The 25592-nt window shown below is 41.7% G+C and carries 23 protein-coding genes; 12 read left to right on the forward strand and 11 right to left on the reverse strand.

Translation table 11 applies throughout. The annotated features are described in order from the left end of the window. Positions 1-2 precede the first annotated feature (2 nt). The 10 genes from murC to D0T56_RS14520 all read right to left on the reverse strand — a co-directional run bounded on the left by murC (position 3) and on the right by D0T56_RS14520 (position 11950). The gene (murC, locus tag D0T56_RS14475) at positions 3-1382 is read right to left on the reverse strand and encodes a UDP-N-acetylmuramate--L-alanine ligase (RefSeq protein WP_185153890.1); all 1380 of its coding nucleotides are present in this window, start codon (positions 1380-1382) and stop codon (positions 3-5) included. After that, positions 1379-2494 (reverse strand): undecaprenyldiphospho-muramoylpentapeptide beta-N-acetylglucosaminyltransferase, encoded by a 1116-nt coding sequence (gene murG / locus D0T56_RS14480; protein WP_163320879.1) that lies wholly within the window; start codon positions 2492-2494, stop codon positions 1379-1381. The genes murC and murG overlap by 4 nt, the downstream gene beginning before the upstream one ends. A gap of 14 nt (positions 2495-2508) precedes the next feature. Beyond that, positions 2509-3717 (reverse strand): FtsW/RodA/SpoVE family cell cycle protein, encoded by a 1209-nt coding sequence (locus D0T56_RS14485; protein WP_163320880.1) that lies wholly within the window; start codon positions 3715-3717, stop codon positions 2509-2511. Between the two features lie 86 nt (positions 3718-3803). Then, a complete protein-coding gene (gene murD / locus D0T56_RS14490) occupies positions 3804-5150 on the reverse strand; it encodes a UDP-N-acetylmuramoyl-L-alanine--D-glutamate ligase (RefSeq protein WP_163320881.1) in 1347 nt (448 codons plus the stop codon). A gap of 7 nt (positions 5151-5157) precedes the next feature. After that, complete coding sequence (mraY, locus tag D0T56_RS14495) at positions 5158-6420, reverse strand: phospho-N-acetylmuramoyl-pentapeptide-transferase (protein WP_163320882.1); 1263 nt, start codon at positions 6418-6420, stop codon at positions 5158-5160. Between the two features lie 33 nt (positions 6421-6453). After that, a complete protein-coding gene (locus tag D0T56_RS14500) occupies positions 6454-7905 on the reverse strand; it encodes a UDP-N-acetylmuramoyl-L-alanyl-D-glutamate--2,6-diaminopimelate ligase (protein ID WP_163320883.1) in 1452 nt (483 codons plus the stop codon). A 16-nt stretch (positions 7906-7921) separates the two neighbouring features. Next, a complete protein-coding gene (locus D0T56_RS14505; RefSeq protein ID WP_163320884.1) occupies positions 7922-10147 on the reverse strand; it encodes a penicillin-binding protein in 2226 nt (741 codons plus the stop codon). Positions 10148-10164: 17 nt separating this feature from the next. Beyond that, on the reverse strand, positions 10165-10461 hold the full coding sequence (locus D0T56_RS14510; RefSeq protein WP_255491186.1) for an FtsL-like putative cell division protein: 297 nt from the start codon (positions 10459-10461) through the stop codon (positions 10165-10167). A 111-nt stretch (positions 10462-10572) separates the two neighbouring features. Next, a complete protein-coding gene (gene rsmH, locus D0T56_RS14515; RefSeq protein WP_163320885.1) occupies positions 10573-11499 on the reverse strand; it encodes a 16S rRNA (cytosine(1402)-N(4))-methyltransferase RsmH in 927 nt (308 codons plus the stop codon). Then, positions 11492-11950, reverse strand: coding sequence for a division/cell wall cluster transcriptional repressor MraZ (locus D0T56_RS14520; protein WP_163320886.1), 459 nt, complete (start codon positions 11948-11950; stop codon positions 11492-11494). Before D0T56_RS14520 ends, rsmH begins: the two co-directional genes overlap by 8 nt. Positions 11951-12170: 220 nt before the next feature. On the opposite strand from D0T56_RS14520, the gene D0T56_RS14525 reads away from it, so the two are divergent. The 10 genes from D0T56_RS14525 to D0T56_RS14570 all read left to right on the forward strand — a co-directional run bounded on the left by D0T56_RS14525 (position 12171) and on the right by D0T56_RS14570 (position 22272). Next, positions 12171-12998: a 1-acyl-sn-glycerol-3-phosphate acyltransferase gene (locus D0T56_RS14525; protein WP_163320901.1), complete on the forward strand. Its 828-nt coding sequence runs from the start codon at positions 12171-12173 to the stop codon at positions 12996-12998. 6 nt (positions 12999-13004) lie between these two features. Beyond that, entirely contained in the window at positions 13005-14027 is a 1023-nt protein-coding gene (locus tag D0T56_RS14530; RefSeq protein WP_163320887.1) for a GNAT family N-acetyltransferase, read from the forward strand. A gap of 66 nt (positions 14028-14093) precedes the next feature. Further along, positions 14094-15320 carry a 3-phosphoshikimate 1-carboxyvinyltransferase gene (locus D0T56_RS14535; protein ID WP_163320888.1) on the forward strand — a complete coding sequence of 409 codons (1227 nt, stop codon included), beginning with the start codon at positions 14094-14096 and terminating at the stop codon, positions 15318-15320. Positions 15321-15326: 6 nt separating this feature from the next. Then, positions 15327-16166 (forward strand): metal ABC transporter permease, encoded by an 840-nt coding sequence (locus D0T56_RS14540; protein ID WP_163320889.1) that lies wholly within the window; start codon positions 15327-15329, stop codon positions 16164-16166. 205 nt (positions 16167-16371) lie between these two features. Next, entirely contained in the window at positions 16372-16908 is a 537-nt protein-coding gene (locus tag D0T56_RS14545) for an AAA family ATPase (RefSeq protein WP_163320890.1), read from the forward strand. A 146-nt stretch (positions 16909-17054) separates the two neighbouring features. Further along, positions 17055-17636, forward strand: a complete 582-nt coding sequence (locus D0T56_RS14550) for a helix-turn-helix domain-containing protein (RefSeq protein ID WP_163320891.1) — start codon at positions 17055-17057, stop codon at positions 17634-17636. Between the two features lie 107 nt (positions 17637-17743). After that, positions 17744-19396, forward strand: a complete 1653-nt coding sequence (locus D0T56_RS14555; protein ID WP_163320892.1) for an AMP-binding protein — start codon at positions 17744-17746, stop codon at positions 19394-19396. 110 nt (positions 19397-19506) lie between these two features. After that, positions 19507-20112, forward strand: a complete 606-nt coding sequence (locus tag D0T56_RS14560) for a DUF4254 domain-containing protein (protein ID WP_163320893.1) — start codon at positions 19507-19509, stop codon at positions 20110-20112. 16 nt (positions 20113-20128) lie between these two features. Then, positions 20129-21157, forward strand: coding sequence for a glycosyltransferase family 9 protein (locus D0T56_RS14565; protein ID WP_163320894.1), 1029 nt, complete (start codon positions 20129-20131; stop codon positions 21155-21157). After that, the gene (locus D0T56_RS14570) at positions 21154-22272 is read left to right on the forward strand and encodes a glycosyltransferase (protein WP_163320895.1); all 1119 of its coding nucleotides are present in this window, start codon (positions 21154-21156) and stop codon (positions 22270-22272) included. The genes D0T56_RS14565 and D0T56_RS14570 overlap by 4 nt, the downstream gene beginning before the upstream one ends. Positions 22273-22274: 2 nt before the next feature. Here the strand turns inward: D0T56_RS14570 and D0T56_RS14575 are convergent, their stop codons facing one another. Then, on the reverse strand, positions 22275-23606 hold the full coding sequence (locus D0T56_RS14575; protein ID WP_163320896.1) for a PhoH family protein: 1332 nt from the start codon (positions 23604-23606) through the stop codon (positions 22275-22277). A 367-nt stretch (positions 23607-23973) separates the two neighbouring features. Between D0T56_RS14575 and ndk the strand changes: the two genes are divergently transcribed. Together ndk and D0T56_RS14585 are read left to right on the forward strand one after the other, a co-directional pair. Beyond that, positions 23974-24435 carry a nucleoside-diphosphate kinase gene (gene ndk / locus D0T56_RS14580; RefSeq protein ID WP_163320897.1) on the forward strand — a complete coding sequence of 154 codons (462 nt, stop codon included), beginning with the start codon at positions 23974-23976 and terminating at the stop codon, positions 24433-24435. Positions 24436-24461: 26 nt separating this feature from the next. Further along, a complete protein-coding gene (locus D0T56_RS14585; RefSeq protein WP_163320898.1) occupies positions 24462-25451 on the forward strand; it encodes a M23 family metallopeptidase in 990 nt (329 codons plus the stop codon). The last annotated feature ends 141 nt before the right edge of the window (positions 25452-25592 follow it).

The following is a 25592-nucleotide window of genomic DNA, read 5'->3' on the forward strand; positions in this document are numbered from 1 at the left end:
ACTTAGAACTTATCTTCCAACAATTCTTTTATGCCCGGCAACAACTGATCTATATCGCCTGCTCCGACCGTCAACAGCACTTCTATTTTCTTATCTTTCAATACATCCAACAACTCGTCTTTCCTACACAAGGTTTTCTTGCAAGTTACTTTATCGAAAATAATTTTTGAGGTCACTCCCTCTATCGGTTTTTCACGGGCAGGATAAATATCCAATAGGATGAGTTCGTCCAGCAACGACAAACTACGGGCAAACTGATCCGCAAAATCACGTGTACGGCTATACAGGTGAGGCTGAAAAACACCAATAACCGTCTTGTCGGGATAAAGCTCTTTCACCGAAGTTATACTTGCCGATAATTCATCGGGATGATGCGCATAATCATCAATAAACACCACATCATCAGTTTTCAGTATAAAGTCGAACCTGCGTTTTGCCCCCTGAAAGGTTGCTATTCCTCGTCGCAGTTCTTCTGCCGTTACGCCATTCAACCATGCAAGAGCCATAGAACCAACTGCATTTTCGATATTGATTCGGACAGGAACGCCTAGTTGCACATTCTCTATTGTTTCTTTCGGTGTCACAAAATCGAAACGGATTTCCCCGTCTCCCACCTTTACATTTTCGGCACGAAAATCTCCCCTGTCGATAGAATATGTATAAAGGCGAACTCCTTCTTTCAGCTTGGGTGATAGTCTTATATTATGCCTCATCACCAAAGCTCCTCCCGATTGAATCAGTCCGGTAAATATTTCGAAACTTTTCAGGTATTCTTCTTCCGTTCCGTAAATATCCAAATGATCGGGATCAACCGAGGTTATCAACGCCATATAAGGGTGTAGCCAATGGAAAGAACGGTCGTATTCATCCGCTTCCACCACAGTAAACTCGCTCTTGTCAGAAAGCATGAGGTTGCTGTCGTAATTTTTCAATATCCCGCCAAGAAAGGTATTGCAATCGAGGTGAGAAGTCTTCAGGATATGAGCCAACATGCTCGATGTTGTTGTCTTACCGTGAGTTCCTGCACAACACAAAGCCTTGCTCGATGCTGTGATCAAACCCAACACCTGTGCCCTTTTTTGCACGGTGAAGCCATTACTGTTAAAATACACCAACTCTTCACTATCTGCAGGAAGCGCAGGAGTATAGACCACCAAAGTGGTAGTATTATCTTTACAATAGTCGGGAATCAAATCCACTTTGTCTTGATAATGTATCTCTGCACCTTCCTTTTCCAGAGCAATAGTCAGAGGTGTTTCTATGCGATCATACCCTGCAACTTTCTTCCCTTTCGACAAGAAATAACGTGCCAGATTGCTCATCCCGATGCCCCCGATACCCAAAAAATACACAGAGTTTATATTATCCACAGATTTTCTCATTTCTTCGATTCTTTTATTATCCGCACCACTTCGTCCACTATTCTGTTAGCTGAATCTTTTTGTGCCAATTTATATATATTTTCCGACAACGATTTCAACAGGGCATCATCCGAAATAACCTCAACAGCCTTGCTAATCAGAGTATTCTCCGCATCATTGTCTTTAATTAAAATAGCTGCATCCCTGTTTACCAACGACATCGCATTTTGCGTCTGATGGTCTTCCGCCACATTCGGAGACGGTACCAAAATAGACGGTTTTGCCAATAAGCTCAATTCTGATATTGAACTGGCTCCTGCACGGGAAATCACCAAATCGGCAACTTTATACGCCAAATCCATCCGTGATATAAAATCGTGCAGATGAACATTCTTATTCACATCCTGTCTGCCTTCCACGTCAAACTTCAAATCGTAATAATACAGTTCTCCTGCCTGCCAAATTACTTGTATATTTTCGCCAAAGTCTGTCATCCCTTTCAGAATGCTTGTGTTAATGGTTCTCGCTCCTAAACTTCCTCCTATAACCAGAAGCGTTTTCAGATTGGGATCTAAATTGAAATACTCAATTGCGTCCTCCCTTGTCGGATTGGAATCAATAAGCGATTGACGGGTAGGATTTCCGGTCAGGATTATTCTGTCGGCAGGAAAGAAACGTTCCATTCCTTCATACGCAACACAAATTGCAGAGGCTGTCTTTGCCAACAATTTATTAGTAACGCCCGCATAAGAATTTTGCTCTTGCAAAAGAGTCGGGATATTGTGCCTGCTGGCTACTTTCAACAATGGCCCACTAGCATAGCCGCCAACTCCAATCGCTATATCGGGTTTAAAATCCTTTACTATTTTTCTTGCCTTCCTGAGACTTTTCCAAAGTTTCCAGAGGACACCTATGTTCTTGAATAGATTTTTCCGGTCGAATCCGGCAACAGGCAAACCGATAATCTCGTATCCGGCAGCCGGAACACGGGTCATCTCCATACGTCCTTCGGCTCCAACAAACAATATTTGTGCATCAGGATAACGTTTCTTTATCGCATTTGCAATTGCCACTGCCGGAAATATATGTCCGCCGGTGCCTCCTCCACTTATTACAATCTTCATCTGATCCATAACAAGAAATCTATTTATTCGTAAGCTACATTAGCAATACTTTCATCTGCATCTTCATGTTGCGGGTCTTTCGTCCTCGAACATGCCAGAATGATTCCAAAATAAAAACATGTGATAATGGTCGAGGTTCCTCCCCTGCTTATCAAAGGCAAAGGTTGCCCCGTAATGGGAGCTATTCCCACGGCCACACACATATTGAACAAGACCTGCACGACTATCATCAGGGCACACCCCAAAATCAGGAAACGGGGAAACAGCCGCTCGGTTTTCGACGCCAACATTCCCGCCCTTATCATCAATGCAATGTATAGCAGTATAACAGCTATTCCTCCCACCAATCCGGTTTCTTCCAGAATGATGGCATAAATAAAGTCGGAATACGCCTGCGGAAGAAAATCCTGCTCCACACCGGTTCCGGGCAAGCTGGGAATATAACCGTTGGCTACAGCTATCTTCGCATGATATTCCTGATATTTTTCGTCGGGTATCTTAATCTCATTGCCCGCCTGCATTTCCAAAATCAACTCATCGGTTGCACTAAACCGTTCTATACGAGCCTTCCATGTAGAAAACCTATCGAGTATAGAATCCTTGAAACTTTCTTCCGGAATCAGCTTTAATGTCCCGATAAGCAACAGTGTAGCCCCTCCGCATATCAGGAAGATAATGCCCAGTTTTTTTCCGTTTACCTGACCGATAAACATCAGCAAATAGCAAACAACAAACAGCAGCACTGCCGTGGAAAGATTCTCGAAGAAGATAAAAAGGCATGTTGCGATAGTACCTATAAGCATAACCCAGAAGAAAACTTTCTCGTTCTCTTTCTTCTGACGGCTCAACAAAAATGCCATAAAACCAATCATCGACAACTTTGCTATCTCCGACGGCTGTATGGTGAAAGAACCCACTCCAAGGAAGCGTTGCGCACCGTTCACATCTTCACCAAAAAGCCACGTCATCACCAGAAGCAGCCATGCGATGGGTAAAAACAAAATGAGAGAAGAAAAAAAACGTACGGGTATCCGTTGTATCACCACAGCACCACCTATACCAATCAGCAAGAACAGGGCATGCCTCAAAATAGGCATCAAAAAGAAATCCTGCTTATAAGCCAATGTGCTGGTTGCACTATATACCTCTATCAGAGAGATGGCACACAGCGCAATGAAGATACACCAAATGGTTTTATCCCCTCCTATCATTTGTTTTAATTTCTCGCCCATTTTTTATATTTATTTCGTTTTGCGGACAGGGCAGAACCCGGTCCCTACATAAACCCGTAACTGAAACAAGGCCTTTGACCTGTTCATCAAAGTTTTCTTACATATTCTTTAAACTGATTGCCCCTGTCTTCGTAATTCTTGAAAAGGTCGAAGCTCGCACAGCAGGGAGACAAAAGAACCGAGTCGCCTTCCTGTGCCAATTTGTACGCTTTTTTCACTGCCTCTTGCATTGAGTGCGCATCTTCAATCGTATCTACCTTTCCGTCGAAAAACTTATGAAGTTTAGAGTTATCCACCCCCAGAAATATGAGGGCATGTACCTTTTGCTTCACAAGGTCTTCTATTTCAGTATAATCATTACCTTTGTCCGTTCCTCCCAAAATGAGAACAACTTTCGTCTTCATACTCTGCAAAGCATACCAGCACGAGTTTACGTTCGTTGCCTTCGAGTCGTTTATATATTGTACCCCTCTCACTTTGGCCACTTTCTCCAACCGATGTTCAACACCTTGAAAATCACTCAAAGATTGCCTCAACTTGTCATCTTCTATATCCAGCAATTTTGCGGATAGCCCCGAAGCAAGCGAGTTGAATAGGTTGTGAGTACCTGTCAATGCCAGCAATTCCTGTTCCATAGTAAACATTGAATTTTGAGTATTGATTATTATTTTACCGTCTTCGCCATACGCCGACACGTTGTCTTCCTTCGATTCGGCAAATGTATATTTCTGGGAATCAAGTACGTCTTTTCTTTTATCCACTTCTTTCGTAACCACCGGGTCGTCTGCCCAATAGATAACGGCATCCTCTCCGTCCTGATTTTGAATGATACGCATTTTGGCATCTATATATTTTTGCATATCGTGGTCGTAGCGATCCATGTGATCGGGAGTAATATTCAGTATGATAGCTATATTCGTCTTGAAACGATACATATTTTCCAACTGAAAACTACTCAACTCCAACACGTAATAGTCGTAATTCTGCTCCGCCACCTGACGGGCAAAACTCTGCCCGATATTGCCTCCCAAGCCAACATTTAAGCCGGCCGATTTCAGAATATGATATATCAGGCTTGTTGTGGTAGTTTTTCCATTGCTTCCCGTGATACATATCATTTTGGCATCCGTATATCTTCCTGCAAATTCGATTTCGGAAATTACAGGTATATCTTTACCTGTTGCTTTTACTATCAATGGCGCATAGTTAGGAATACCGGGACTCTTGATAATCTCATCGGCAGAAAGGATAAGTTCTTCGGTATGACCGTTTTCCTCGAAAGCTATATCGTGGCTTATCAGTTCATCCTTATATTTTTCCTGCAACTCCTTGTTGTCGGAAAGAAACACATCAAACCCCTTAGCCTTAGCCAAAATGGCCGAGCCTACTCCGCTTTCGCCTCCTCCTAATATGACTATACGTTTTTTATCCATTTTCTTATCAACGCATCTTTAATGTTGCCAATGTTATTACTGCCAATATGATTCCTATCAACCAGAAACGAACCACGATCTTCGATTCGGGAATCGCCCTGAACGGTTTTTGTATCCTCGCCTGAATGCTTCCGTCGCCAACTTTCTGAAAATGATGGTGCAATGGTGTCATTTTGAAAATACGTTTACCTTCTCCATATTTTTTCTTCGTCAACTTAAAGTAGAAGACCTGCATCATTACCGAAAGGCTTTCTACAAGAAATACTCCGCACAGTATCGGCAGAAGCAACTCTTTATGAATCAGAACTGCAAATACCCCGATAATACCTCCCAATGTAAGGCTGCCCGTATCGCCCATAAAAACTTGTGCGGGATAGGCATTGTACCATAAAAATCCGACCGTTGCCCCGATAAATGCCGCAGCATATATCACCAACTCCTGGCTACCGGGTATAAACATTATATTCAGATAAGAAGCAAAGCCAATGTGACCCGACACATAAGCCAAAATACCGAGTGTCACACCGATTATAGCGGAACTGCCCGCGGCAAGCCCGTCCAGTCCATCCGTCAGATTCGCTCCGTTGGAAACTGCCGTTACGATGAATATTACCACAAAAACGAACAATACCCATGCGGCTTTTTCGGAATGTTCGCCCATGAATGACACCAAAGACTCATAATCGAGGTTGTTATTTTTCATGAAAGGAATGGTTGTCTGGGTCGATTTCACCCCTTCCGCCTCATATTCCACGCTCTCTATGACGCCGTATTCATTAAGTACTTCCTTGTTTTCTTTTGTTATCACATCTGGCGAAAGGAAAAGTGTAAGACCTACAATAAGACCAAGACCCACCTGAGCCACAATCTTTGATTTACCTCTCAACCCCTCTTTATTTTTTCTGAACACCTTGATATAATCATCCACAAAACCTAGCGCACCCAGCCAGATAGTTGTGATAAGCATCAGAATGACATATATATTATCTAATTTGCAAAACAAAAGCACCGGAACCAGAATGGCTATTATAATGATGACTCCCCCCATGGTCGGCGTTCCTTTTTTGCTCATTTGTCCTTCCAGACCTAAGTCCCGAACAACTTCACCGATCTGCAACATTTGAAGTTTCTTGATGATTTTACCTCCAATAATGGTGGCTATCAGCAAAGAAAAAATCAGAGCCATTGCCGAACGGAATGATACATACTGAAACATCCCCGCACCGGGAAAATCTAAACTGTCCAGATAATCAAAAAGATAATATAACATGCTTGTTATTTGTATTTATTAAAGTTCTTATTTTCAGTTACCAAATATATTTCTTACTATTTCCCTGTCGTCGAAGTGATGTTTCACTCCTTTCACATCCTGATAATCTTCATGCCCCTTTCCGGCTATGAGAATCACATCGCCTTCATTTGCAAGGGTGCAAGCTACCTTTATAGCTTGTTCCCGGTCAACTATCATCAGGGTTTTCTTCAATTGTGCCGAGTCTAACCCGTCAGCCATATCGTTTATGATAGCCTGAGGCTCTTCAAATCGTGGATTATCCGACGTAAGGATCACCTGATCGCTCAATCGCACAGCTTCACGAGCCATTATCGGGCGCTTGGTTCTGTCTCTGTTGCCTCCACAGCCAACCACGGTTATCACCCGTCCGCTACCCTCCAATACTTCGTGAATGGCATCGAGCACGTTGGTCAACGCATCGGGAGTATGGGCATAATCTACAATAGCCGTGAAGTTTTTCGGCGAACGGATTGTCTCGAACCGTCCTGCAACAGGCTTCAATGTACTCAACGTAACCAGTATATCGTCAGGCTGTTGCCCCAGCAATACGGAAGCTCCGTAAACCGCCAAAAGGTTATATACATTAAACACCCCGACAAACTGAACTTCCAGCTCTTTGCCATTTATCTCGATAGCCGTTCCGTCGAAATGCTTCTCAATGATGCGGGCTTTGAAATCGGCCATCGACCTTACAGAGTATGTATGCTTTTCGGCTTTGGTATTCTGCAACATCACCAAACCGTTCTTATCATCCAGATTTGTCAAAGCAAATGCTGTTGACGGCAAATTATCGAAAAAGGCTTTCTTTGCTTTCAGATATTCCGCCATAGTTTTATGGTAATCCAAATGGTCTTGCGTCAGATTGGTGAATATGCCGCCTGTATAAATCAGTCCGCTGATCCGTTTTTGGTGGATGGCATGCGAACTAACCTCCATAAACACGTATTCGCAACCTGCGTCAACCATTTTGGCAAGCATCTCGTTCAGAGTTAACGGGTCGGGAGTTGTATGCGTAGCAGGATATACTTTCTCATTTATGTAATTACAAACCGTGGACAACAGTCCCGCTTTATATCCCAACTTGCGGAATACATCGTACAACAGCGTGGCGGTTGTGGTCTTACCGTTTGTGCCCGTAACACCTACCAACTTCAATTTTTTGCTGGGTTCGCCGTACCATTTGGTTGCGATTTTCCCCGCCGCATCGGGTGAATCCGCCACCCGAACATAAGTAATGCCTTGCTTCAACGAGTCTATTTCTTCGTCATGAACAATTACCTTTGCTCCTAGACTCAAGGCATTGTCAATATATTGATGGCCATCTACCTGAACACCTTTCATTGCCACAAAAAGCGCACCGTCTACCACCTTGCGCGAATCGGAAGCAATGCCTTTTATATTTATATTGTCATCTCCCTTTATTTCGACAACATTAACATCTGATAGTAAATTCTGTAATTTCATATCAAACTTCTTTTTTTTAATTCAACTCAATACTTACCACCGAACCGAGCACAGCCTTTGTTTCGGGTTCAACAGATTGATTTACAACCTGCCCCACTCCCTTAAGTTTCACTTTCAGCCCAACACTTTCCAGAGCAAATATCGCATCTTTAGCACCCATACCTTTTACGTTAGGAACAAGTCCGTTTTTGACTGAAACATTATCCAACAATATTTCCCCGTAGTTCACTTTACCCGCCACAAATTCCGAGCTTTGTGCGGGTGGAGTATATTTCATGCCCAATCCGTTGAAAACGGTTTGCAGCTCATTGTACAATCCTTTCCTGATGATCGGTTTGCGTTCTATGGTGACAGTCGTATCATTTGCCACCACCTGAGCAGCCGGCTTAAACATTTCTTTGGCATACACCTTTTCGGCTATTTCCTTGAATACCATTCCGGCCTTTGCTCCCGATGCTATTTCTTCCGAACGGTATATTCCCACAAAGCAAGTGTATTTAGGTTTTTCGGCAGGAAAATATCCACAAAACGATACATAGTGTTTGTTCTCGTACCGCCCGTTTCTCACAAGTCGTGCCGTACCTGTTTTACCTGCAATCTGAAAATATTCCGACCCTATTTTTTTGGCTGTTCCATCTTTAACAACACCAACCAATATATCCTGCACCTGCTTCAAGGTTTTTTCAGAACAAAGATTCGGGTTCACCACCTCGGCTTCGAAGGTTTGCTCTACCTTTCCGTCTTTCATCAGCGATTTTATGATGAAAGGCTTTATCATTTTACCGTTGTTGGCTATCCCGTTGTAGAACATCAACATATATATAGGCGGCATCAACACCCCATAGCCAAAAGACATACGGGTCAGGGTAGTCGTATTCGACCAGTATTTTGTTTTATCGCTCGGATGCTGGATTTGAGATTTCCCCTCCGCACCGCTTACAGGCACATCCCAAGTCAGTTCTTTATTTAAACCCAATTCATATATTCGCTCAACAAATTTCTTCTGGTTTTTTCTGTAACCTTTCAGTATCATCTGAGAAATAACCACATTGGAAGAAGTATACATTCCCTTTGTAACAGACTGGTATCCTTTCAGTTTTTTCTTCCAACCGTCGCTATCGCTAATGCCTGCGTTACGGTCTTCGGGGAATGGATTGTAATTTCCGTCGTAGGCGTTAAATTCGTCTTCAGGTGTTACAACCCCGTCTTCGAGAGCAATCATGAGCGACACGGTTTTAAACGTAGACCCCGGTTCCACTATATATGAAAAAACGTTCGGTTTTGTTTCCATATAACCTTTCGAAGTCCTATCCAAGTTGACGATTGCCTTTATTTCACCGGTTTCCACTTCCATTATTACGGCACAACCCGATTCTGCCTGCAATTCTTCCAGCTTACCCTTCAATGCGTTCTGCGCTATCTCCTGAACGTTCATGTCCAACGTTGTCTGCACATCCATTCCGTCCACGGCTGGCATACTGACCACATCCGTCCAACGTCCTCCAATTCGTTGTTTGGTTTTGAACCCTTTTCTTCCGGTCAATATATCGTTACACCTCAATTCGATGCCGGCTTTTCCTCCTGCATCCAGATCTTTACCGATAAAACCAATAGTCCGTTTCGCCAATTCGCCGAAAGGATTTTTCCGTGTGGTTTTCTCAACCAGATTCAACCCGCTTTTGTTTATCCCTTTATTGAAAAAAGGATAAGTAAGCAACTCTTGCATTTCCAGGTAATTTATATCCCGGTTGATGATGCGCACATAACGGGTTGTTTTTTTCACCCTTTTGTCCGACCCTGCTTTTTTAGCCGCCTTGTCTTGTATTTTTTCTTTTTGGGTTTGATTCCACTTATCCCGAAATAGTTTTTCGTATGCTTTTTGAGTTTTTCCCGGATATTTTTTTGCCAATATCGCAGACAGTGCGCTTATGCTATCCACAATAGCCGTACTGTCTATGCCCGGCGCATGAAAATCCATATATACGCCATACAACGGCAGGCTGGCAGCCAGCAATTGTCCGTCGGCAGCATATATATTGCCCCTGTTCGGCACAATTTCGTTCGATTGCCTTATCAATTGCTTTTTTCCCAACGTACGCCACATCTCTCCCTCGGCATACATTGTTTGAGCAGCGGCCAGTATGACAAAAATGAAACCGACGAACAACAATATCGCTATCATTGCATAACGGTCTATTATCACCTTTTTTCTATTGCCTTTATTTTTCTTTTTCGCTGCCATCTTATAATATTACACTTTCATTCTTCAATTTTATACACCGGTTCTTTCAGTTGCTTCAAGTCTAACTTATAACCGTCAACCAACTGCTGAACTTGCGTCTGGCGACTAATATTTGTCAGGTCTGACGAAATCACCAGAGCCTCATATTTCGCACTTTTCAGTTCTTTCTGTAGTTTCTCAATTTTCGATACCTTTTCTATACACACATAGCGGTGGCTGATATGCAAAAACAGGAGAAGAACCACCACTCCTATAAACGGCAGATTTTTCAGGAACAAATCATCTGTCAGAAATGTGCCGCTGATTACGTGCATCACATTCTTTTTTATATTTTTAGCCGACACTCCCATTTTTCGTATTTTATGATGATAGAACTCTTTTTTACCTTGTCATACTAAGTGAATGACAAAACTTTAGCATAACTCCTATTGTTTCTTTTCGGCAATCCTCAGCTTCGCACTTCTCGATCTGGGATTGGTTGCCTGCTCCGCTTCGGAGGGAATAATCACTTTATTATTTACCAGACGGAAAGGTGTCAGGATATTTCCGTAAAAATCCTTTTCCGTTTTCCCTTCAAAATTTCCTGTTTTGAAAAAATTTTTAACCAACCTGTCTTCTAACGAATGATAGGTTATCACAGAAAATCGCCCCCCTGCTTTCAACACATCCAAACCTTGCATCAACATCTCTTCCAGAGCCGACATTTCATCGTTCACCTCAATACGCAAAGCCTGAAAAGCCTGTGCCAGTATTTTCTTCTCTTTTTCCTTTCCAGCAAATGGCTTCAACACGTCAAGCAAGTCGGCTACTTTATGAAATTTCTTCACCTTCCTGTACTTCATAATCTCGGAAGCTATCCTCCTCGATTGCTTCAGTTCGCCATACAGATAAAAAACATTTGCCAGACGCTCTTCTTCGTATTCGTTCAGTATTCCGGCGGCCGACATACGGGCATCTTTGTTCATCCGCATATCCAGATCGGCATCTTCGAATCGGAAAGAAAATCCTCTGTCCTTTTCATCAAAATGATGAGACGACACTCCCAAATCGGCCAGGATTGAATCTACTTCCGAAACTTCGTAATAACGAAGAAAATTCTTCAGAAAACGAAAGTTACTTTTCACCAAAGTGAACCGTTCGTCCTTTATTGTATTTGCCAACGCATCGGCATCCTGATCGAAAGAAAACAATTTCCCTTGTTTTCCTAATCGGGAAAGGATTTCCCTCGAATGTCCGCCTCCGCCATAAGTAACGTCCACACAAACACTGCCGGACTTTACATCCATCCCGTCAACACTTTCTTTCAAAAGCACCGGAACGTGATAACCTTCCGACTTAACGATATCACTCATTAGTACCTCCTCCCATCAATCTTTGAATTTCCACACCAAAATCTTCCGACGATATCATCGTAGACTCCAGTTTGCCTTTAGCCCATATTTCTATCGTATTGTCAACCCCTAAAAACTGAATATCAGACTCTACCCCTACCATTTCTGCGCAACGCTTCGGTATGAGTATGCGTCCGCTGGCATCCATTTCGAGACGCTCCGCCGTTACCACATACTGACGAAAACGCTCTTGCTCTTTCTTATCCCATTTGTTTAAACGTGACCTCAGAACAGAGACTTCGTCTTCCCAAACCTTGAGAGGATAGAGCACCAAACAATCCTGAAAAATATCTTTTCTCAGCACCAGAACACTCTCGCCCAAGGCCTGAAGCTGCTTGCGAAAAACCGCAGGCACAAACACCCTCGACTTCGCGTCTATTTTAGCTTCGATATTTCCTAAAAACTGGATCATTTTTTCGACAAAATACTATTCAAAACGTAAAAATACAAAATAATCCACTTCACCCCACTTTTCTCCACACTTTTTTATCTAAAACTTTTCAACATACATAAACATACAGATTTTTAAGCATTTACAATATCCCGTTTTTAACAATCCTATTTGTTAATATCAGTGCAACAATATGTTAGATAAAAACGTTATATTTGTATCTGAAAACAGTATGGCAGAAATGAATAATACCCCCATAGAACTTATTGATTTAGACAAAGTTATACAGAGCAAATCGCCTCAACTATACAAAAAAACGCCTAAATTCCTGATCAATTACCTGAAAAGGAAAATCCATCAGGACGAAATAAACGAAATCCTGATAAGATACGGGCACACCGACGGGGTCGATTTCATGGTCAACACGACAAATTACTTCGGGCTCACCCTGAATGTTTCGGGACTCGACCGGATCTCTACCGACGGACGTTACATCTTCGCGTCCAACCATCCTCTCGGAGGATTGGACGGAATATGCCTATCTTCCATCATTGGTGAAAAATTTGATAAAAAAATTAAATATATAGTTAACGATCTTCTTCTGAATATCAAACCTCTGCAAAGCATATTTGTTCCGGTAAACAAACACGGATCGCAAAACAAAAAATCAATATCGGCACAAAACGAAGCATTTGAATCGGACAACCAGATAGTTACATTTCCGGCCGGTATCTGCTCAAGAAAAATAGACGGAAAAATTCAAGATTTGGAATGGAAAAAAACATTCATATCGAAAGCCGTTGAAACGAAACGAGACATTGTGCCTGTTTTTTTCGATGGACGAAATTCAAATTTCTTTTATAGATTTGCAAATATAAGAAAATCATTAGGTATCAAGTTTAACATAGAAATGCTGTTTCTACCGGACGAATTGTTCAAAAACAGAAACGAGACTTTCAATGTTATATTTGGAAAACCGATTCCATACAGTTTTTTTGATAAAAGCAAAACTCAGTATCAATGGGCGCAGTATGTGAGAGAGGAAGTTTATAAGTTAGGACAGAAATAATCAAATATGGAAAATATCATATCTCCTATCGATAAAAGCCTGATTAAGGCCGAATTGACAAAAGACAAATTTCTGAGAAAGACCAACAAGGCCAACAACGAAATTTACATTATCACACATCACAATTCGCCAAACGTAATGCGTGAAATCGGCAGGCTCAGGGAAATTGCTTTTCGTCACTACGGGGGAGGAACAGGTTTGTCGATGGATATTGACGAATACGACACAATGGAAAATCCATACAGGCAACTGATTGTATGGAATCCCGAAGCGGAAGAAATTCTTGGTGGATACCGCTTCATTTGCGGACCTGATGTTAAAATCGACAAAAACGGAGAACCTGTCTTGGCAACTTCGCATCTGTTCCATTTTTCAAAAAAATTCATAGAAGAATATCTTCCATATACTTTCGAGCTGGGGCGGTCTTTTGTCACTCTCGAATACCAGTCAACCCGTGCCGGATCGAAAGGATTGTTTGTTCTTGACAACTTGTGGGATGGTCTGGGTGCGCTTTCCGTGGCTGAACCCGCCATGAAGTATTTTTTCGGTAAGGTTACGATGTTCGACACATACAACCCCGAAGCACGCGACATGATCCTTTACTTTATGTATGATCAGTTTCCCGACCCCGACAAACTGGTCTATCCGAAAAAGGCTGTTGAAATAAAAACAGACGAAAAGGTACTCGCCAATATGTTCACAGGCAGCGATATACGAGCCAATTATAAGATATTGAATACTGCCGTGCGCAAACACAACATCAACATTCCCCCGTTGTTCAACGCATATATAGGATTATCGTCGAGCATGAAGGTGTTCGGAACAGCAATAAACGACGAATTTGGCAATGTGGAAGAAACTGGCATACTGATAGATAAAGATGAGATACTTGAAGAAAAAAGGAAAAGACACATCGAAACCTATATCCTCGACAAGCCATCGAAACGTTTTCTTAACCGTTTGCGCCAGTCTATCAATTGGAACGGAAACAAAATAACCAGAAAAAAAAGATCGGGATTATCAAAATAAAATCGGGTTGCAAACCTATTGAAAAAGAGTATAGACACTAAATACCATCAATTCTTATTTCAGAAAATGAAATACAAAATAACAGCACCAAAATCGGTTCACTCAACAATCAAGTTACCGGCATCAAAAAGCATAAGCAACAGGGCACTGATATTAAACAACCTTTGCAATAGTCCATACAAAATTCAAAACCTGTCGGATTGTGACGACACGATGGTTATGATCAAGGCTTTTGAAGAAAACTCCGAAGTGATAGATGTGATGGCAGCCGGCACATCTATGCGTTTCCTGACTGCCTATTATTCTCAAATTCCGGGCGAGAGAATCATCACCGGAACCGAGCGTATGAAAAAAAGACCGATACAGATATTGGTCAACGCACTGAACGCACTGGGTGCCCGCATCAGCTATGTTGAAACACCCGGCTACCCTCCCCTGAAAATACAGGGCAGCGTATTGGACGGAGGCGAAATATTTCTTTCGGGTGCAATCAGTTCGCAGTTTATCTCGGCCATACTGATGATAGCCCCTACAATGGAAAAAGGATTGGTGATGCATCTCGAAGGTGGTATAATTTCCATCCCATACATAAAACTCACATTGAAAATGATGAGCGACTTCGGCGTAAAGGCCGATTGGAAAGGCAACACAATAACCATCTACCCTCAACACTATATGCCGACGCCTTACATCGTCGAATCGGATTGGTCGGGGGCATCTTATTGGTACGAGATTGCAGCACTATCGGATAGTGCAGAGATTAAACTTGAAGGATTGTTCGCAAACAGTCCGCAGGGAGACTCGAAAGTTGCCGAACTGTTCATCGACCTGGGAGTTGAAACCAAATACGAAGAAGGCTCCGTTGTACTGACTAAAACCAACAGGCGGACGAAAAAATTCTTCCACAATTTTGTTGACCAACCCGATTTGGCTCAGACATTTGCCGTAACTTGCTGTCTGCTCGACATACCATTCCTTTTCACAGGTCTTCAAAGCCTGAAAATAAAGGAAACCGACCGTATAGAAGCTCTAAAAGTCGAGTTAAAGAAACTCGGTTATGTACTTTACGACAGTCAGGACAGTATACTGGAATGGAACGGCGAAAGATGCGAACCTGAATCCGAGCCTGTTATATCTACATACGAAGACCATCGGATGGCTATGGCTTTTGCACCTGCCTCAACAAGGATAAGCAACATCTGCATTGCACATCCGGGAGTTGTATCGAAGTCTTACCCAAACTATTGGAACAATCTGAAAAATGTAGGTTTCTTGATAGAAAAAGAAGACTAACGAGATATGGGTGTATTTGATTTCTTCGAATTTTTCCAGTACGATTTTTTCCCCAATGCCATAATGGGATGCTTGTTTGCCAGCATTGCATGTGGAATCATTGGTTCATATATTGTAATCAGGCGGCTGGCATTCATTAGCGGAGGAATCACACACACCTCTCTGGGAGGGATCGGAATAGGATTCTACTTCGGATTTAACCCGATATTGGGAGCCTTGATTTTTTCTATCCTTTCTGCCATCGGGATAGAATGGCTGTCGGGCAGGCAAGACGTGAGAAAAGACTCTGCCATCGCCACATTCTGGACATTCGGCATGGCCGTCGGAATCATCTTCACCTTTCTGAAACCCGGCTATGCACCCAATCTGACTGAATATTTGTTTGGAAACATTCTCACAATCACCCAAGCCGACATTGTTTCTTTAGCTGCGCTTTCGCTAGTTCTCATCGCTGTATTCAGCCTGTTCAATAAAAAAATTCTCTACACGGCATTCGACCCCGAATTTGCTAAAACACGCAAATATCCCGTCAAACTGATCGAATATGCGATGATGATTTTTATTGCAATATCTATCGTCCTTTCAATAAGGCTTGTCGGCATAATCCTGCTGATGTCGCTCCTCACAGTTCCGCAGATTACAGCCAACCTTTTCACTTCCAACTTCAACAAGATGATATTGCTGTCCATTTTGTTCGGTCTGACAGGATGCCTTACCGGACTGATTTTGACTTGCTACATTGACGTTCCGTCCGGCGCATTTATCATATTCGTCCAGATATTGATATTTCTTACCTGCAAATTAATAACACGAATCAGCAGTCAAAAACGAACTGCAAGGATATAAGGTATTTAAAGTTCTTCTTCCAATTCATATATGTTATATTTCGGATGGAGTAAAGCTCCACCCCTGCAATAAAATTTATTGATGTAGGGGCATGTGTCAAAAGTAAAATTACACCCTCTTATGACAACAACATCGGGCGAAATATTTTTCGTCCCTACTGAGAAGATATTGTACAAAGTAAAAGAACATTATTCAATAGGAAATTATGTATAAAGAAAATTATTACATCATAACAGGCGGTCCGGGGGTTGGCAAAACGTCCTTGATAAATGAACTCGGAAGCAGAGGTTACAATACTGTGTCGGAAGTTGCCCGCGAGATAATAAAACATCAGGTAGAAACAAATGGCAAAGCACTTCCCTGGTCCGACCGAAAGTTGTATTCAGATTTAATGCTGAAACATTCGATCGGAGATTATCTGCGACTTGCTGAATCGCCCGAAATCTTTTTTTTCGACAGGGGGATTCCGGATACTTACGGATATGAAGTTTTGCTAGGTTTCCAGATTGAAAAGAATCTGGATATGGCGGTCAGGGAATACAAGTATAACCGAACGGTTTTCATTTTGCCCCCTTGGGAAGACATATACCATACCGACACGGAGCGCAAACAAGACTACGAAGAAGCCGTCAACACCTACATGGTAATGAGAAGTGTTTATACTCAACTGGGATACAACCTCATCGAAGTGCCTAAATTGCCCGTTGAGGAAAGAGCGGATTTTGTTTTGCAAACAAGATAGCTAACTATATGTAAAAAAAACACATTATTATCCCGACATATTCACATCTTTTTTTTGAATATTTGAAATTTATCATATTTTTGTAGAACTTCCGCAGAAAATCGGGATTAACTATCAACTAAGAAACTTTGATTATATACCAAAAGATGAAAGCAAATAAAAAGATTGGGGAAAGAATAAAACAACTTCGTGAGTCGAAATCAATTACTATTGCCGAAATGGTTGAGCGTTCCGGCTTGGAAGAAAAACAACTCAACAATATAGAACATGCCGAAGCACTACCATCGCTCGCACCTCTCATCAAGATTGCACGCGTGTTGGGTGTCAGGTTGGGCACATTTCTTGACGACAATGAAAATCTGGGCCCTGTGGTTTCCCGTAAAGAGCAACATACAACAAAAACTATAAGTTTTTCAACCAAAGATACGTCTTCGCATCAGCACATGGACTACTTCTCTTTGTCGAGCGCCAAGTCGGGCAGGCACATGGAGCCTTTTATCATAAACATTGCGCCAATAGAAGATGGCGTAGATTTTATCCTTTCCACACACGAGGGAGAGGAATTTATATACTGCATTGATGGTGTTGTAGAAATTAATTACGGAAAAGAAACTTATCTGTTAGAAGAAGGCGACAGCATTTTTTACGATTCCATTATAGCTCATCACGTGCATGCAGCAGGTGAAAACGGAGCAAAAATACTGGCGGTTGTTTATACTCCATTTTAAAATAATATCGTCATACCGAGTGAAACGAAGCATCTGCTAGTAAAGGCAGATCTTTCACCGATCGTTTGAGACAACAACAAAAAGAGCAATATAAAAACACAAAATATATGCAACTGACAGACAAAACCGTCGGACAATGGCTCGAATATTGGGCTGAGAATACTCCGGACAAGGAATACATTGTATATTCCGACAGGGATTTGCGTTTTACATGGAAACAATTCAACGAACGTGTTGATAATATGGCTAAAGGCATGCTTGCAATAGGCGTGAAACCGGGTAGCCATGTTGGAATCTGGGCAACGAACGTTCCCGATTGGCTGACTTTTCTGTATGCCGGAGCTAAAATAGGGGCGGTGCTTGTTACAGTCAACACAAACTATAAGCAACACGAATTGGAATACCTTGTCGACAATGCTGATATTGATACCCTTTGCATCACAGAAGGAGTTTTCGATGGCAGTTATATAGACATGACCTACGAAATGGTTCCCGAACTAAAGACTACCCAGCGGGGATACCTGAAAAACGAACGGTTCCCAAAACTTAGGAATGTGGTATTCATCGGACAAGAAAAGTACAGAGGAATGTACAATACGCCCGAACTTCTGCTTTTGGGACAAAATATTTCGGACGACCTTTTGAATGAGACAAAAAGTAAAGTTACCTGCCACGATGTGGTGAACATGCAATACACATCCGGAACCACCGGATTCCCCAAAGGGGTAATGCTTACCCACTATAACATCACCAACAACGGATTCTTTACGGGCGAAGGGATGAAATTCACCCAAGATGACAAGCTATGTATTTGCGTGCCATTGTTTCACTGCTTCGGGATCACTTTGGCTACGATGAACTGCCTCACACACGGATCTACGCAAGTGATGGTGGAGCGATTCGACCCGTTGGTTGTGCTTGCATCCGTTCACAAAGAAAGATGTACTGCCCTCTACGGTGTGCCAACCATGTTTATAGCCGAGCTTAATCACCCAATGTTCAACCTGTTTGATGTAAGTTCGTTACGTACGGGAATTATGGCAGGAGCATTATGCCCCATCGAACTGATGCGGCAGGTTACCGAGAAACTTCACGTTACATATATCACAAGCGTGTATGGCCTAACGGAGTCCTCACCCGGCATGACTCATTCCGTATTGGAAGACTCTTTCGAAACCCGTTGCACAACCGTTGGAAAGGAATATCCTTTCACCGAAGTTAAGATAGTGAACCCCGATACAGGTGAAGAGTGCGCCGCCGGCGAACAAGGCGAAATATGTTGCCGGGGATATCTGGTGATGAAGGGATATTACAAAAATCCACAAGCCACGGCCGAAGTGATAGACAAAGACGGCTGGCTACATTCGGGCGATTTGGGTGTTAAGGACGAAAACGGATACCTCCGTGTCACAGGCCGTATCAAGGATATGATAATACGTGGAGGAGAGAATATCTACCCTCGCGAAATAGAAGAATTCCTTTATCATCTCGAAGGCGTGAAAGATATTCAGGTGGCGGGAATACCTTCTCCAAAATATGGAGAACAGGTTGGCGCATTCATTATTCAGCAAGAGGGCGCAAATTTAAAACCGGAAGACGTTACCGACTTTTGCCGTGGACAGATTGCCCGCTACAAAATTCCGAAATATATTTTCTTTGTCGATTCTTTTCCGCTTACAGGTAGTGGCAAGATTCAAAAGTTCAAATTGAAAGATATAGGTTTGGAATTGCTGAAAGAGCAAGGCATAGAAGTGGTATAAATAACCGGGATGCCTATTTCAACTTTTTGAGTTTGAATAAGTAGGCAATAAACATTTTGCCTGAATCTTATTTAATACTATTTTTGCATATACTAACTAAAACAACAACAATGAAATTCACCGAACTGAGTAATCAGATATTTGATACAACAATTGCAGACTATCACAAAACTGACAATATAGATGCTCCGATTACAAACCCATACCCATTGAAAAGCATAGAGTACTATCTTTATCTGAAAAACTGGATAGACACGGTTCAATGGCATCTGGAAGATATAATCAGAGATCCTCAGATCGACCCGGTGGAGGCATTGAAAATCAAACGCAGGATAGACAAATCGAATCAGGACAGAACCGATCTTGTAGAACTGATCGACAGTTATTTCCTTGACAAATATCGAGACGTAAAAACACAGCCGTCAGCAAAAATAAACACCGAAAGTCCGGCCTGGGCTATCGACAGGCTATCTATCTTAGCGCTGAAAATATATCACATGAGACAAGAAGCGGAACGTGAAAACGCTGATACGGCACATCGTGAAGCCAGCCGAAAAAAACTGGATGTGTTGCTCACCCAGCGTGTAGACTTGTCAACCGCCATAAATGAACTTATAGAAGACATAGAAAGCGGAAATAAATATATGAAGGTGTATAAGCAGATGAAGATGTATAACGACCCGGCATTGAACCCTGTGTTGTACGAGAAAAAATAAGTTCTTTCCGGATAATATGTCAAACGTACTGATAATAAGACTTTCGGCTTTTGGGGATGTAGCCATGCTTGTTCCTGTTGTTCAATCTGTGGCATCGCAGCACCCCAGGTCTAAATTCTATGTTCTTACACGTCCGGCTTTCACCCCCTTATTCAACAACTTGGGTTTCAATATCAGCACTATTCCTCTGGATGTGAATGGAAAACATAGAGGGGGACGGTACCTAAGCATAATACCACGACTGATAATAAAGCTGGGTATTACGCATGTTGTTGACGAACACGATGTTTTAAGATCGAAACTCATCCGTTGGACAATGAAGCTGTCGGGCCGAAAGGTTGTTCATATAGACAAAGGTCGGGAGGAGAAAAAAAAGATGATAGAATCGAAAGTGCTTCAACCTCCCTTGAAAAGTACTATTCAAAGATATCTGGATACATTTGAAGAAGCGGGTTTCCCTGCCGAAATTACATTTAGAGATTTTTTTGAGTTTACGGACAACAGCTTCAGCCTCATAAAAGAAATTACGCCTCCTAAAAACGGACGATGGATTGGTGTTGCACCTTTCTCTAAACACGAAACAAAAAACTATCCCTTAGAAAAAGTAGCGAATGTTATCGACCGCTTGGCTAAGGAAACAAATAACACAATTTTCCTTTTTGGTGGAGGTAAAAAAGAAAAAGAACTCCTTGCACAATTGAAAGACGGCAGGTCAAACGTTATACTTCCGCCCAAAATAAACCTGACTAAAGAGTTGCATCTTATTTCTCATCTGGATGTCATGATATCTATGGATTCGGCCAATATGCATCTGGCTTCGTTGGTTCAGGTTCCTGTTGTTTCCATCTGGGGAGCAACACACCCCAGCCTCGGCTTTTACGGGTTCAACCAAGATATTGAAAATGCGGTGCAAACAGAACCGGATTGCCGTCCTTGCTCTGTATTTGGCAACGTACCTTGTGCCAGAGGCGATTACTTGTGCCTGACAAGCATAAATGAGGATACGATTATCGAGAAAGTAAACAAAATCCTGAACAAAGAATGAAGATTGCAATTCTATCCCCTTTTTATCCGTTTCGTGGAGGATTAGCCCAATTCAACGCCAGATTATACACCGAATTATCCGAAAACAATCAGGTAAAAGCATTTACGTTCACCACGCTTTATCCCGGTTTTTTGTTTCCCGGAAAAACACAATTTGTTTCGGAAGAAGATTCTGCAACTGTCATCGACAGCGAAAGAGTACTGAACAGCATAAATCCGTTTTCTTATTTCAGTACGGCGAGGAAAATCAACAAATACTCTCCTGATATACTGATCATCCCGTATTGGATGTCATTCCTTGCCCCGGCATTTGGTTGCGTTTGTCGGTTCCTTAACAAAAAGACAAAAGTGATATCACTGGTTCACAACGCAATACCTCACGAACGACGTTTTTTCGACAAGGCTTTTGCTAAATTCTTTTTCAAGAAATGCGACAGATTCATTGTAATGAGTGAGCCTGTGAAAAAAGATTTGCTTCAACTTGTTCCCGATGCAAATATTTTATTGGCGCCTCATCCTATCTACGACCATTATAAAGAAAAAACAGATAAGACAGAAGCACGTAAGGAATTAAATATTGATTCGGATAAAAAAACATTACTCTTTTTCGGGCTGATCAGAGAATATAAAGGATTGGACATATTGATAGAATCCATGTCTTTTCTGGACGACAGTTACCAATTGGTAATAGCGGGCGAAAGCTATGAAGATTTCAGCAAATACCGGACATTGATAGACAAATCGCCCCGGAGATCAAACATCAAAACATTTGAGCAATACATTCCCGATGACATGGTCACAACATTGTTTTCGGCAGCCGATGTTCTGGTTTTGCCTTATCGTTCGGCCACGCAGAGTGGTGTAGTAGCTCTTGCATATCAAATGGAAACCCCTATGGTTGCGACAGACGTAGGTGCTTTGGGTGCAACAATCAAGGCATCGGGCACAGGAATTGTTGTTGGCCAAATAGAACCGGAATCAATCGCAACCGGAGTAGCAAGCTATTTCGACAGCAATGAACAGGACAAATATCTGACAAACCTAAAGAATGAAAAGAAACGCTTATCCTGGACTTCTTTCATCAGCGAACTGGCGACCTTCATAAAGAGCATATAACTTTATAAAAGCACACTAGCCAATTCGGAAAGTTTGCTTCGTTCTCCCTTCAACAGATTGACATGGGCAAAGAGTTCCTGACCGTTCATTTTGTCAATCATATACGCCAATCCGTTCGACTGCGCATCCAGATAAGGCGAATCTATCTGCTGCAAATCGCCGGCAAAAACCATCTTCGTACCTTCGCCTGCCCTTGTTATAATGGTCTTTATCTCGTGAGGAGTCAGGTTCTGCGCTTCGTCCACTATGCAAAATGTCTCCGAAAGGCTTCGCCCTCGAATGTAAGCCAAGGCTTCAACTTCCAGCTTTTTCGTATTCTGCATTTCTTCCAAAGTACGTGCTTCGGAACTGCCATATTTCAACTGATTCTTTATAACGGCAAGATTATCGAACAGAGGTTGCATGTATGGCGCAATTTTTTGTTGCTCATCGCCCGGAAGATACCCCAATTCCCTGTTACTCAGGGCTACAATAGGACGAGCAAGAAGTATTTGGTCGTAGATATCATTTTGCTTTAGGGCAGAAGCCAGAGCCAGAAGCGTTTTCCCCGTACCTGCCTTACCTGTCAAGGCAACCAGCCTGACTTCGGGATCGGTCAGAACCTCAAGGGCAAAGGCTTGTTCGGCATTACGTGGTTGTATGCCATAACTGACCTGTTTTTCTATTTTCTGAATTTTTCGGGTAAAAGGATTGTAACGAGCCAAAGCGCTTTTTTTGCCATTTTTCATTATAAAACATTCGTTGGGCATTAGTTGAGAATCCGTATTCAACTGCTCCAGATCAATGCCTTCGGGATTGTTGTATAGTTCATCAATCAGGGATGAATCCAAATTGTTGAATGTTTGATGTTGTTTTTCGAACAAATATACATTAGCAACCTTATCATTGATATAATCCTCCGCCTTCAACCCGATGGAACGAGCTTTCATTCTGAGGTTTATATCCTTGGTGATGAGTATAGTTTCCATTTTGGGATGATCTTTACTCACTTCCAACAAAGTTGCCAAAATGCGATGATCGGGGATAAACTCAGGGAAATAATCGAAAATTTCTTTTTGCGATTTACTGCTGGTTGAGATGTAAAGTTTACCAAGTCCGTTTCCCAAATCCGCCCCTTTGCCAAACAAGTCGTTATCCGTTATTTCGTCTAATTGTCTTAGAAATTCACGGGCATTATAGTTTATTTGGTCACTGCCTTTTTTGAACTTATCCAACTCTTCCAATACTACAATCGGGATGTATATGTCATTCTCCTCAAAGTTTTCGAGACACCTGAAATCGTGTAAAATAACATTCGTGTCTAGTATAAAATTTTTCTTTTTGTTTCTGCCCATATCCTTTTAGTTTTTAAGTTGTCATTTTGCCTTTTGCAATATAACAATAATGTATGCCGAAAAGATGTTGAAAAGTGAAGAAAAATAAAAATAACAAAAAAGTATCTCATCATCAATTAGATAGCAAATACTAAATGAAAGTTGATTATGTTTTAAATTATGTTAAAGTTTGAACAAATTTGAACAACACCATTGTTTACTAACAACTTAATAAACAAATACATACATTTTATCAAAAAAGAAAAAGCCCTGTTAAAACTCCGAAAGATAATTACTAAAAGGTTGTTTCTTCCGTTATTATTTTGTTATCTTTGGATACATTAGTTTTCAGAATCAGAATCAATTATACATTTTTGCAATCAAATTTATGGAACAAACTTTGGTCATCCTTAAACCGTCGGCTATTCAAAGAGAACTCGTTGGAGAGGTTATCTCGAGGTTCGAGAAAAAAGGTTTGAGATTGGCAGGCATGAAGATGATGCAACTAGACGATAAGATTCTGAGCGAACACTATGCACACCTGAAAAACATGCCTTTCTATCAGAGAGTGAAAGACTCGATGATGTCAATCCCTGTAATTGTATTGTGCTTGGAAGGCGTAGATTCGGCAAAAGTAGTTCGCAACTTGATAGGCAAAACAAACGGGCGCGAAGCTGCACCGGGCACCATAAGGGGAGATTTCTCCGTAAGTGCCCAAGAGAATATTGTGCATGCCTCAGATTCGGCAGAATCGGCAAAAATTGAATTGAAACGTTTCTTCTTAGATGAAGAAATTTTCGATTATCAACAATTAGTGCTGCCCAATTTATACGATAACGAAAAAATGTAATTTTATTAGAAGAGACTGAAGAATATATGGCAAACTTGAAAAAAATTAAAACACTATCTCTTGCAGTGGCACTAGCCTTTCCGCTATGCTCACTGGCTCAAAACCAAACGGAAAACACATCGAAAGAAGAAAGAAGAGCAGAAGTCTCATTCTCTCAACGACATAGCCGCCCCACGGCAAACAATCTGTACGCAGATGGAATAAAAATAAAGAAGGATTTATCATTGGTTGACAAAGCTCAGGAAGAAAGGCTTTTGAACCAAGACGAAATACCGGCAGACGATTTGTACGGAAACATTTGGAGCAGCAGCTATGTGAATGCTTACCGCAATCTGGAAGTTGTGCCGGATACTTTCACCGTAGATTTATCGAACTTTACAATGCCTACAATGGGGCATGTAACATCCAATTTCGGTCCGCGTCGTCGTCGCATGCACTATGGAGTTGATCTGAAAGTACAGGTGGGTGATACAATTTATGCCGCATTCGATGGAAAAGTTCGTATTTGCCATTACGAAAGAAGAGGGTACGGCTATTATGTGGTACTTCGCCACACAAACGGATTGGAAACCGTATATGGTCACTTATCCGAATTTCTTGTCAGTGAAAACGATGTTGTGAAATCAGGTGATCCTATTGCGTTGGGAGGAAACACAGGACGATCTACAGGTCCGCACTTGCATCTCGAAACAAGATTCCTGGGTAAGCCGATCAACCCTGCGGAGATAATAGACTTTAGCAATAAGATATGCTACAAAGACACTTACAAAGTTAGGACGGAATCATTTGCATACGCCTCTTCGAGCAGAAATGCAGCATACGCAAGCTCAAAAACTACTAAAAAAGGAGCAAATAAATACTCATCAGGCTCAGTAAAATATCATAGAATAAAACAAGGAGATACATTGGGGGCAATTGCCCGCAGATATGGAACCAGCGTATCCAAGTTATGCTCTCTGAATAAAATTGGAGCCACATCGACCTTGAAGTTAGGTAAATCGATCAGGGTATCTTAATGAAAACATATAATTATATAAAAATCCTGTGTGTGAAAAAGTTGCATACAGGATTTTTTTCGTTACACAGAAAAGCCTGTTAATACTATTTTCCAAAAATTCAAATGTAATTTTTCTAAATTCCAAAAGTAAACAGGGTAT

Origin of the sequence: Dysgonomonas sp. 520 (assembly GCF_010501095.1) — a bacterium.
In the GTDB taxonomy this organism is placed as follows: Bacteria; Bacteroidota; Bacteroidia; order Bacteroidales; family Dysgonomonadaceae; genus QVMP01.

What these genes read in the sequence shown, in the direction of transcription:
- D0T56_RS14540 (WP_163320889.1), top strand. Translation starts at nt 15,327, where the DNA reads ATGGGTGTATTTGATTTCTTCGAATTTTTCCAGTACGATTTTTTCCCC.
- D0T56_RS14550 (WP_163320891.1), top strand. Translation starts at nt 17,055, where the DNA reads ATGAAAGCAAATAAAAAGATTGGGGAAAGAATAAAACAACTTCGTGAG.
- D0T56_RS14505 (WP_163320884.1), bottom strand. Translation starts at nt 10,147, where the DNA reads ATGGCAGCGAAAAAGAAAAATAAAGGCAATAGAAAAAAGGTGATAATA.
- D0T56_RS14545 (WP_163320890.1), top strand. Translation starts at nt 16,372, where the DNA reads ATGTATAAAGAAAATTATTACATCATAACAGGCGGTCCGGGGGTTGGC.
- D0T56_RS14570 (WP_163320895.1), top strand. Translation starts at nt 21,154, where the DNA reads ATGAAGATTGCAATTCTATCCCCTTTTTATCCGTTTCGTGGAGGATTA.
- D0T56_RS14565 (WP_163320894.1), top strand. Translation starts at nt 20,129, where the DNA reads ATGTCAAACGTACTGATAATAAGACTTTCGGCTTTTGGGGATGTAGCC.
- D0T56_RS14585 (WP_163320898.1), top strand. Translation starts at nt 24,462, where the DNA reads ATGGCAAACTTGAAAAAAATTAAAACACTATCTCTTGCAGTGGCACTA.
- D0T56_RS14555 (WP_163320892.1), top strand. Translation starts at nt 17,744, where the DNA reads ATGCAACTGACAGACAAAACCGTCGGACAATGGCTCGAATATTGGGCT.
- mraY (WP_163320882.1), bottom strand. Translation starts at nt 6,420, where the DNA reads ATGTTATATTATCTTTTTGATTATCTGGACAGTTTAGATTTTCCCGGT.
- murD (WP_163320881.1), bottom strand. Translation starts at nt 5,150, where the DNA reads ATGGATAAAAAACGTATAGTCATATTAGGAGGAGGCGAAAGCGGAGTA.
- D0T56_RS14500 (WP_163320883.1), bottom strand. Translation starts at nt 7,905, where the DNA reads ATGAAATTACAGAATTTACTATCAGATGTTAATGTTGTCGAAATAAAG.
- murC (WP_185153890.1), bottom strand. Translation starts at nt 1,382, where the DNA reads ATGAGAAAATCTGTGGATAATATAAACTCTGTGTATTTTTTGGGTATC.
- ndk (WP_163320897.1), top strand. Translation starts at nt 23,974, where the DNA reads ATGGAACAAACTTTGGTCATCCTTAAACCGTCGGCTATTCAAAGAGAA.
- D0T56_RS14485 (WP_163320880.1), bottom strand. Translation starts at nt 3,717, where the DNA reads ATGGGCGAGAAATTAAAACAAATGATAGGAGGGGATAAAACCATTTGG.
- D0T56_RS14510 (WP_255491186.1), bottom strand. Translation starts at nt 10,461, where the DNA reads ATGCACGTAATCAGCGGCACATTTCTGACAGATGATTTGTTCCTGAAA.
- rsmH (WP_163320885.1), bottom strand. Translation starts at nt 11,499, where the DNA reads ATGAGTGATATCGTTAAGTCGGAAGGTTATCACGTTCCGGTGCTTTTG.
- murG (WP_163320879.1), bottom strand. Translation starts at nt 2,494, where the DNA reads ATGGATCAGATGAAGATTGTAATAAGTGGAGGAGGCACCGGCGGACAT.
- D0T56_RS14530 (WP_163320887.1), top strand. Translation starts at nt 13,005, where the DNA reads ATGGAAAATATCATATCTCCTATCGATAAAAGCCTGATTAAGGCCGAA.
- D0T56_RS14575 (WP_163320896.1), bottom strand. Translation starts at nt 23,606, where the DNA reads ATGGGCAGAAACAAAAAGAAAAATTTTATACTAGACACGAATGTTATT.
- D0T56_RS14520 (WP_163320886.1), bottom strand. Translation starts at nt 11,950, where the DNA reads ATGATCCAGTTTTTAGGAAATATCGAAGCTAAAATAGACGCGAAGTCG.
- D0T56_RS14535 (WP_163320888.1), top strand. Translation starts at nt 14,094, where the DNA reads ATGAAATACAAAATAACAGCACCAAAATCGGTTCACTCAACAATCAAG.
- D0T56_RS14525 (WP_163320901.1), top strand. Translation starts at nt 12,171, where the DNA reads ATGAATAATACCCCCATAGAACTTATTGATTTAGACAAAGTTATACAG.
- D0T56_RS14560 (WP_163320893.1), top strand. Translation starts at nt 19,507, where the DNA reads ATGAAATTCACCGAACTGAGTAATCAGATATTTGATACAACAATTGCA.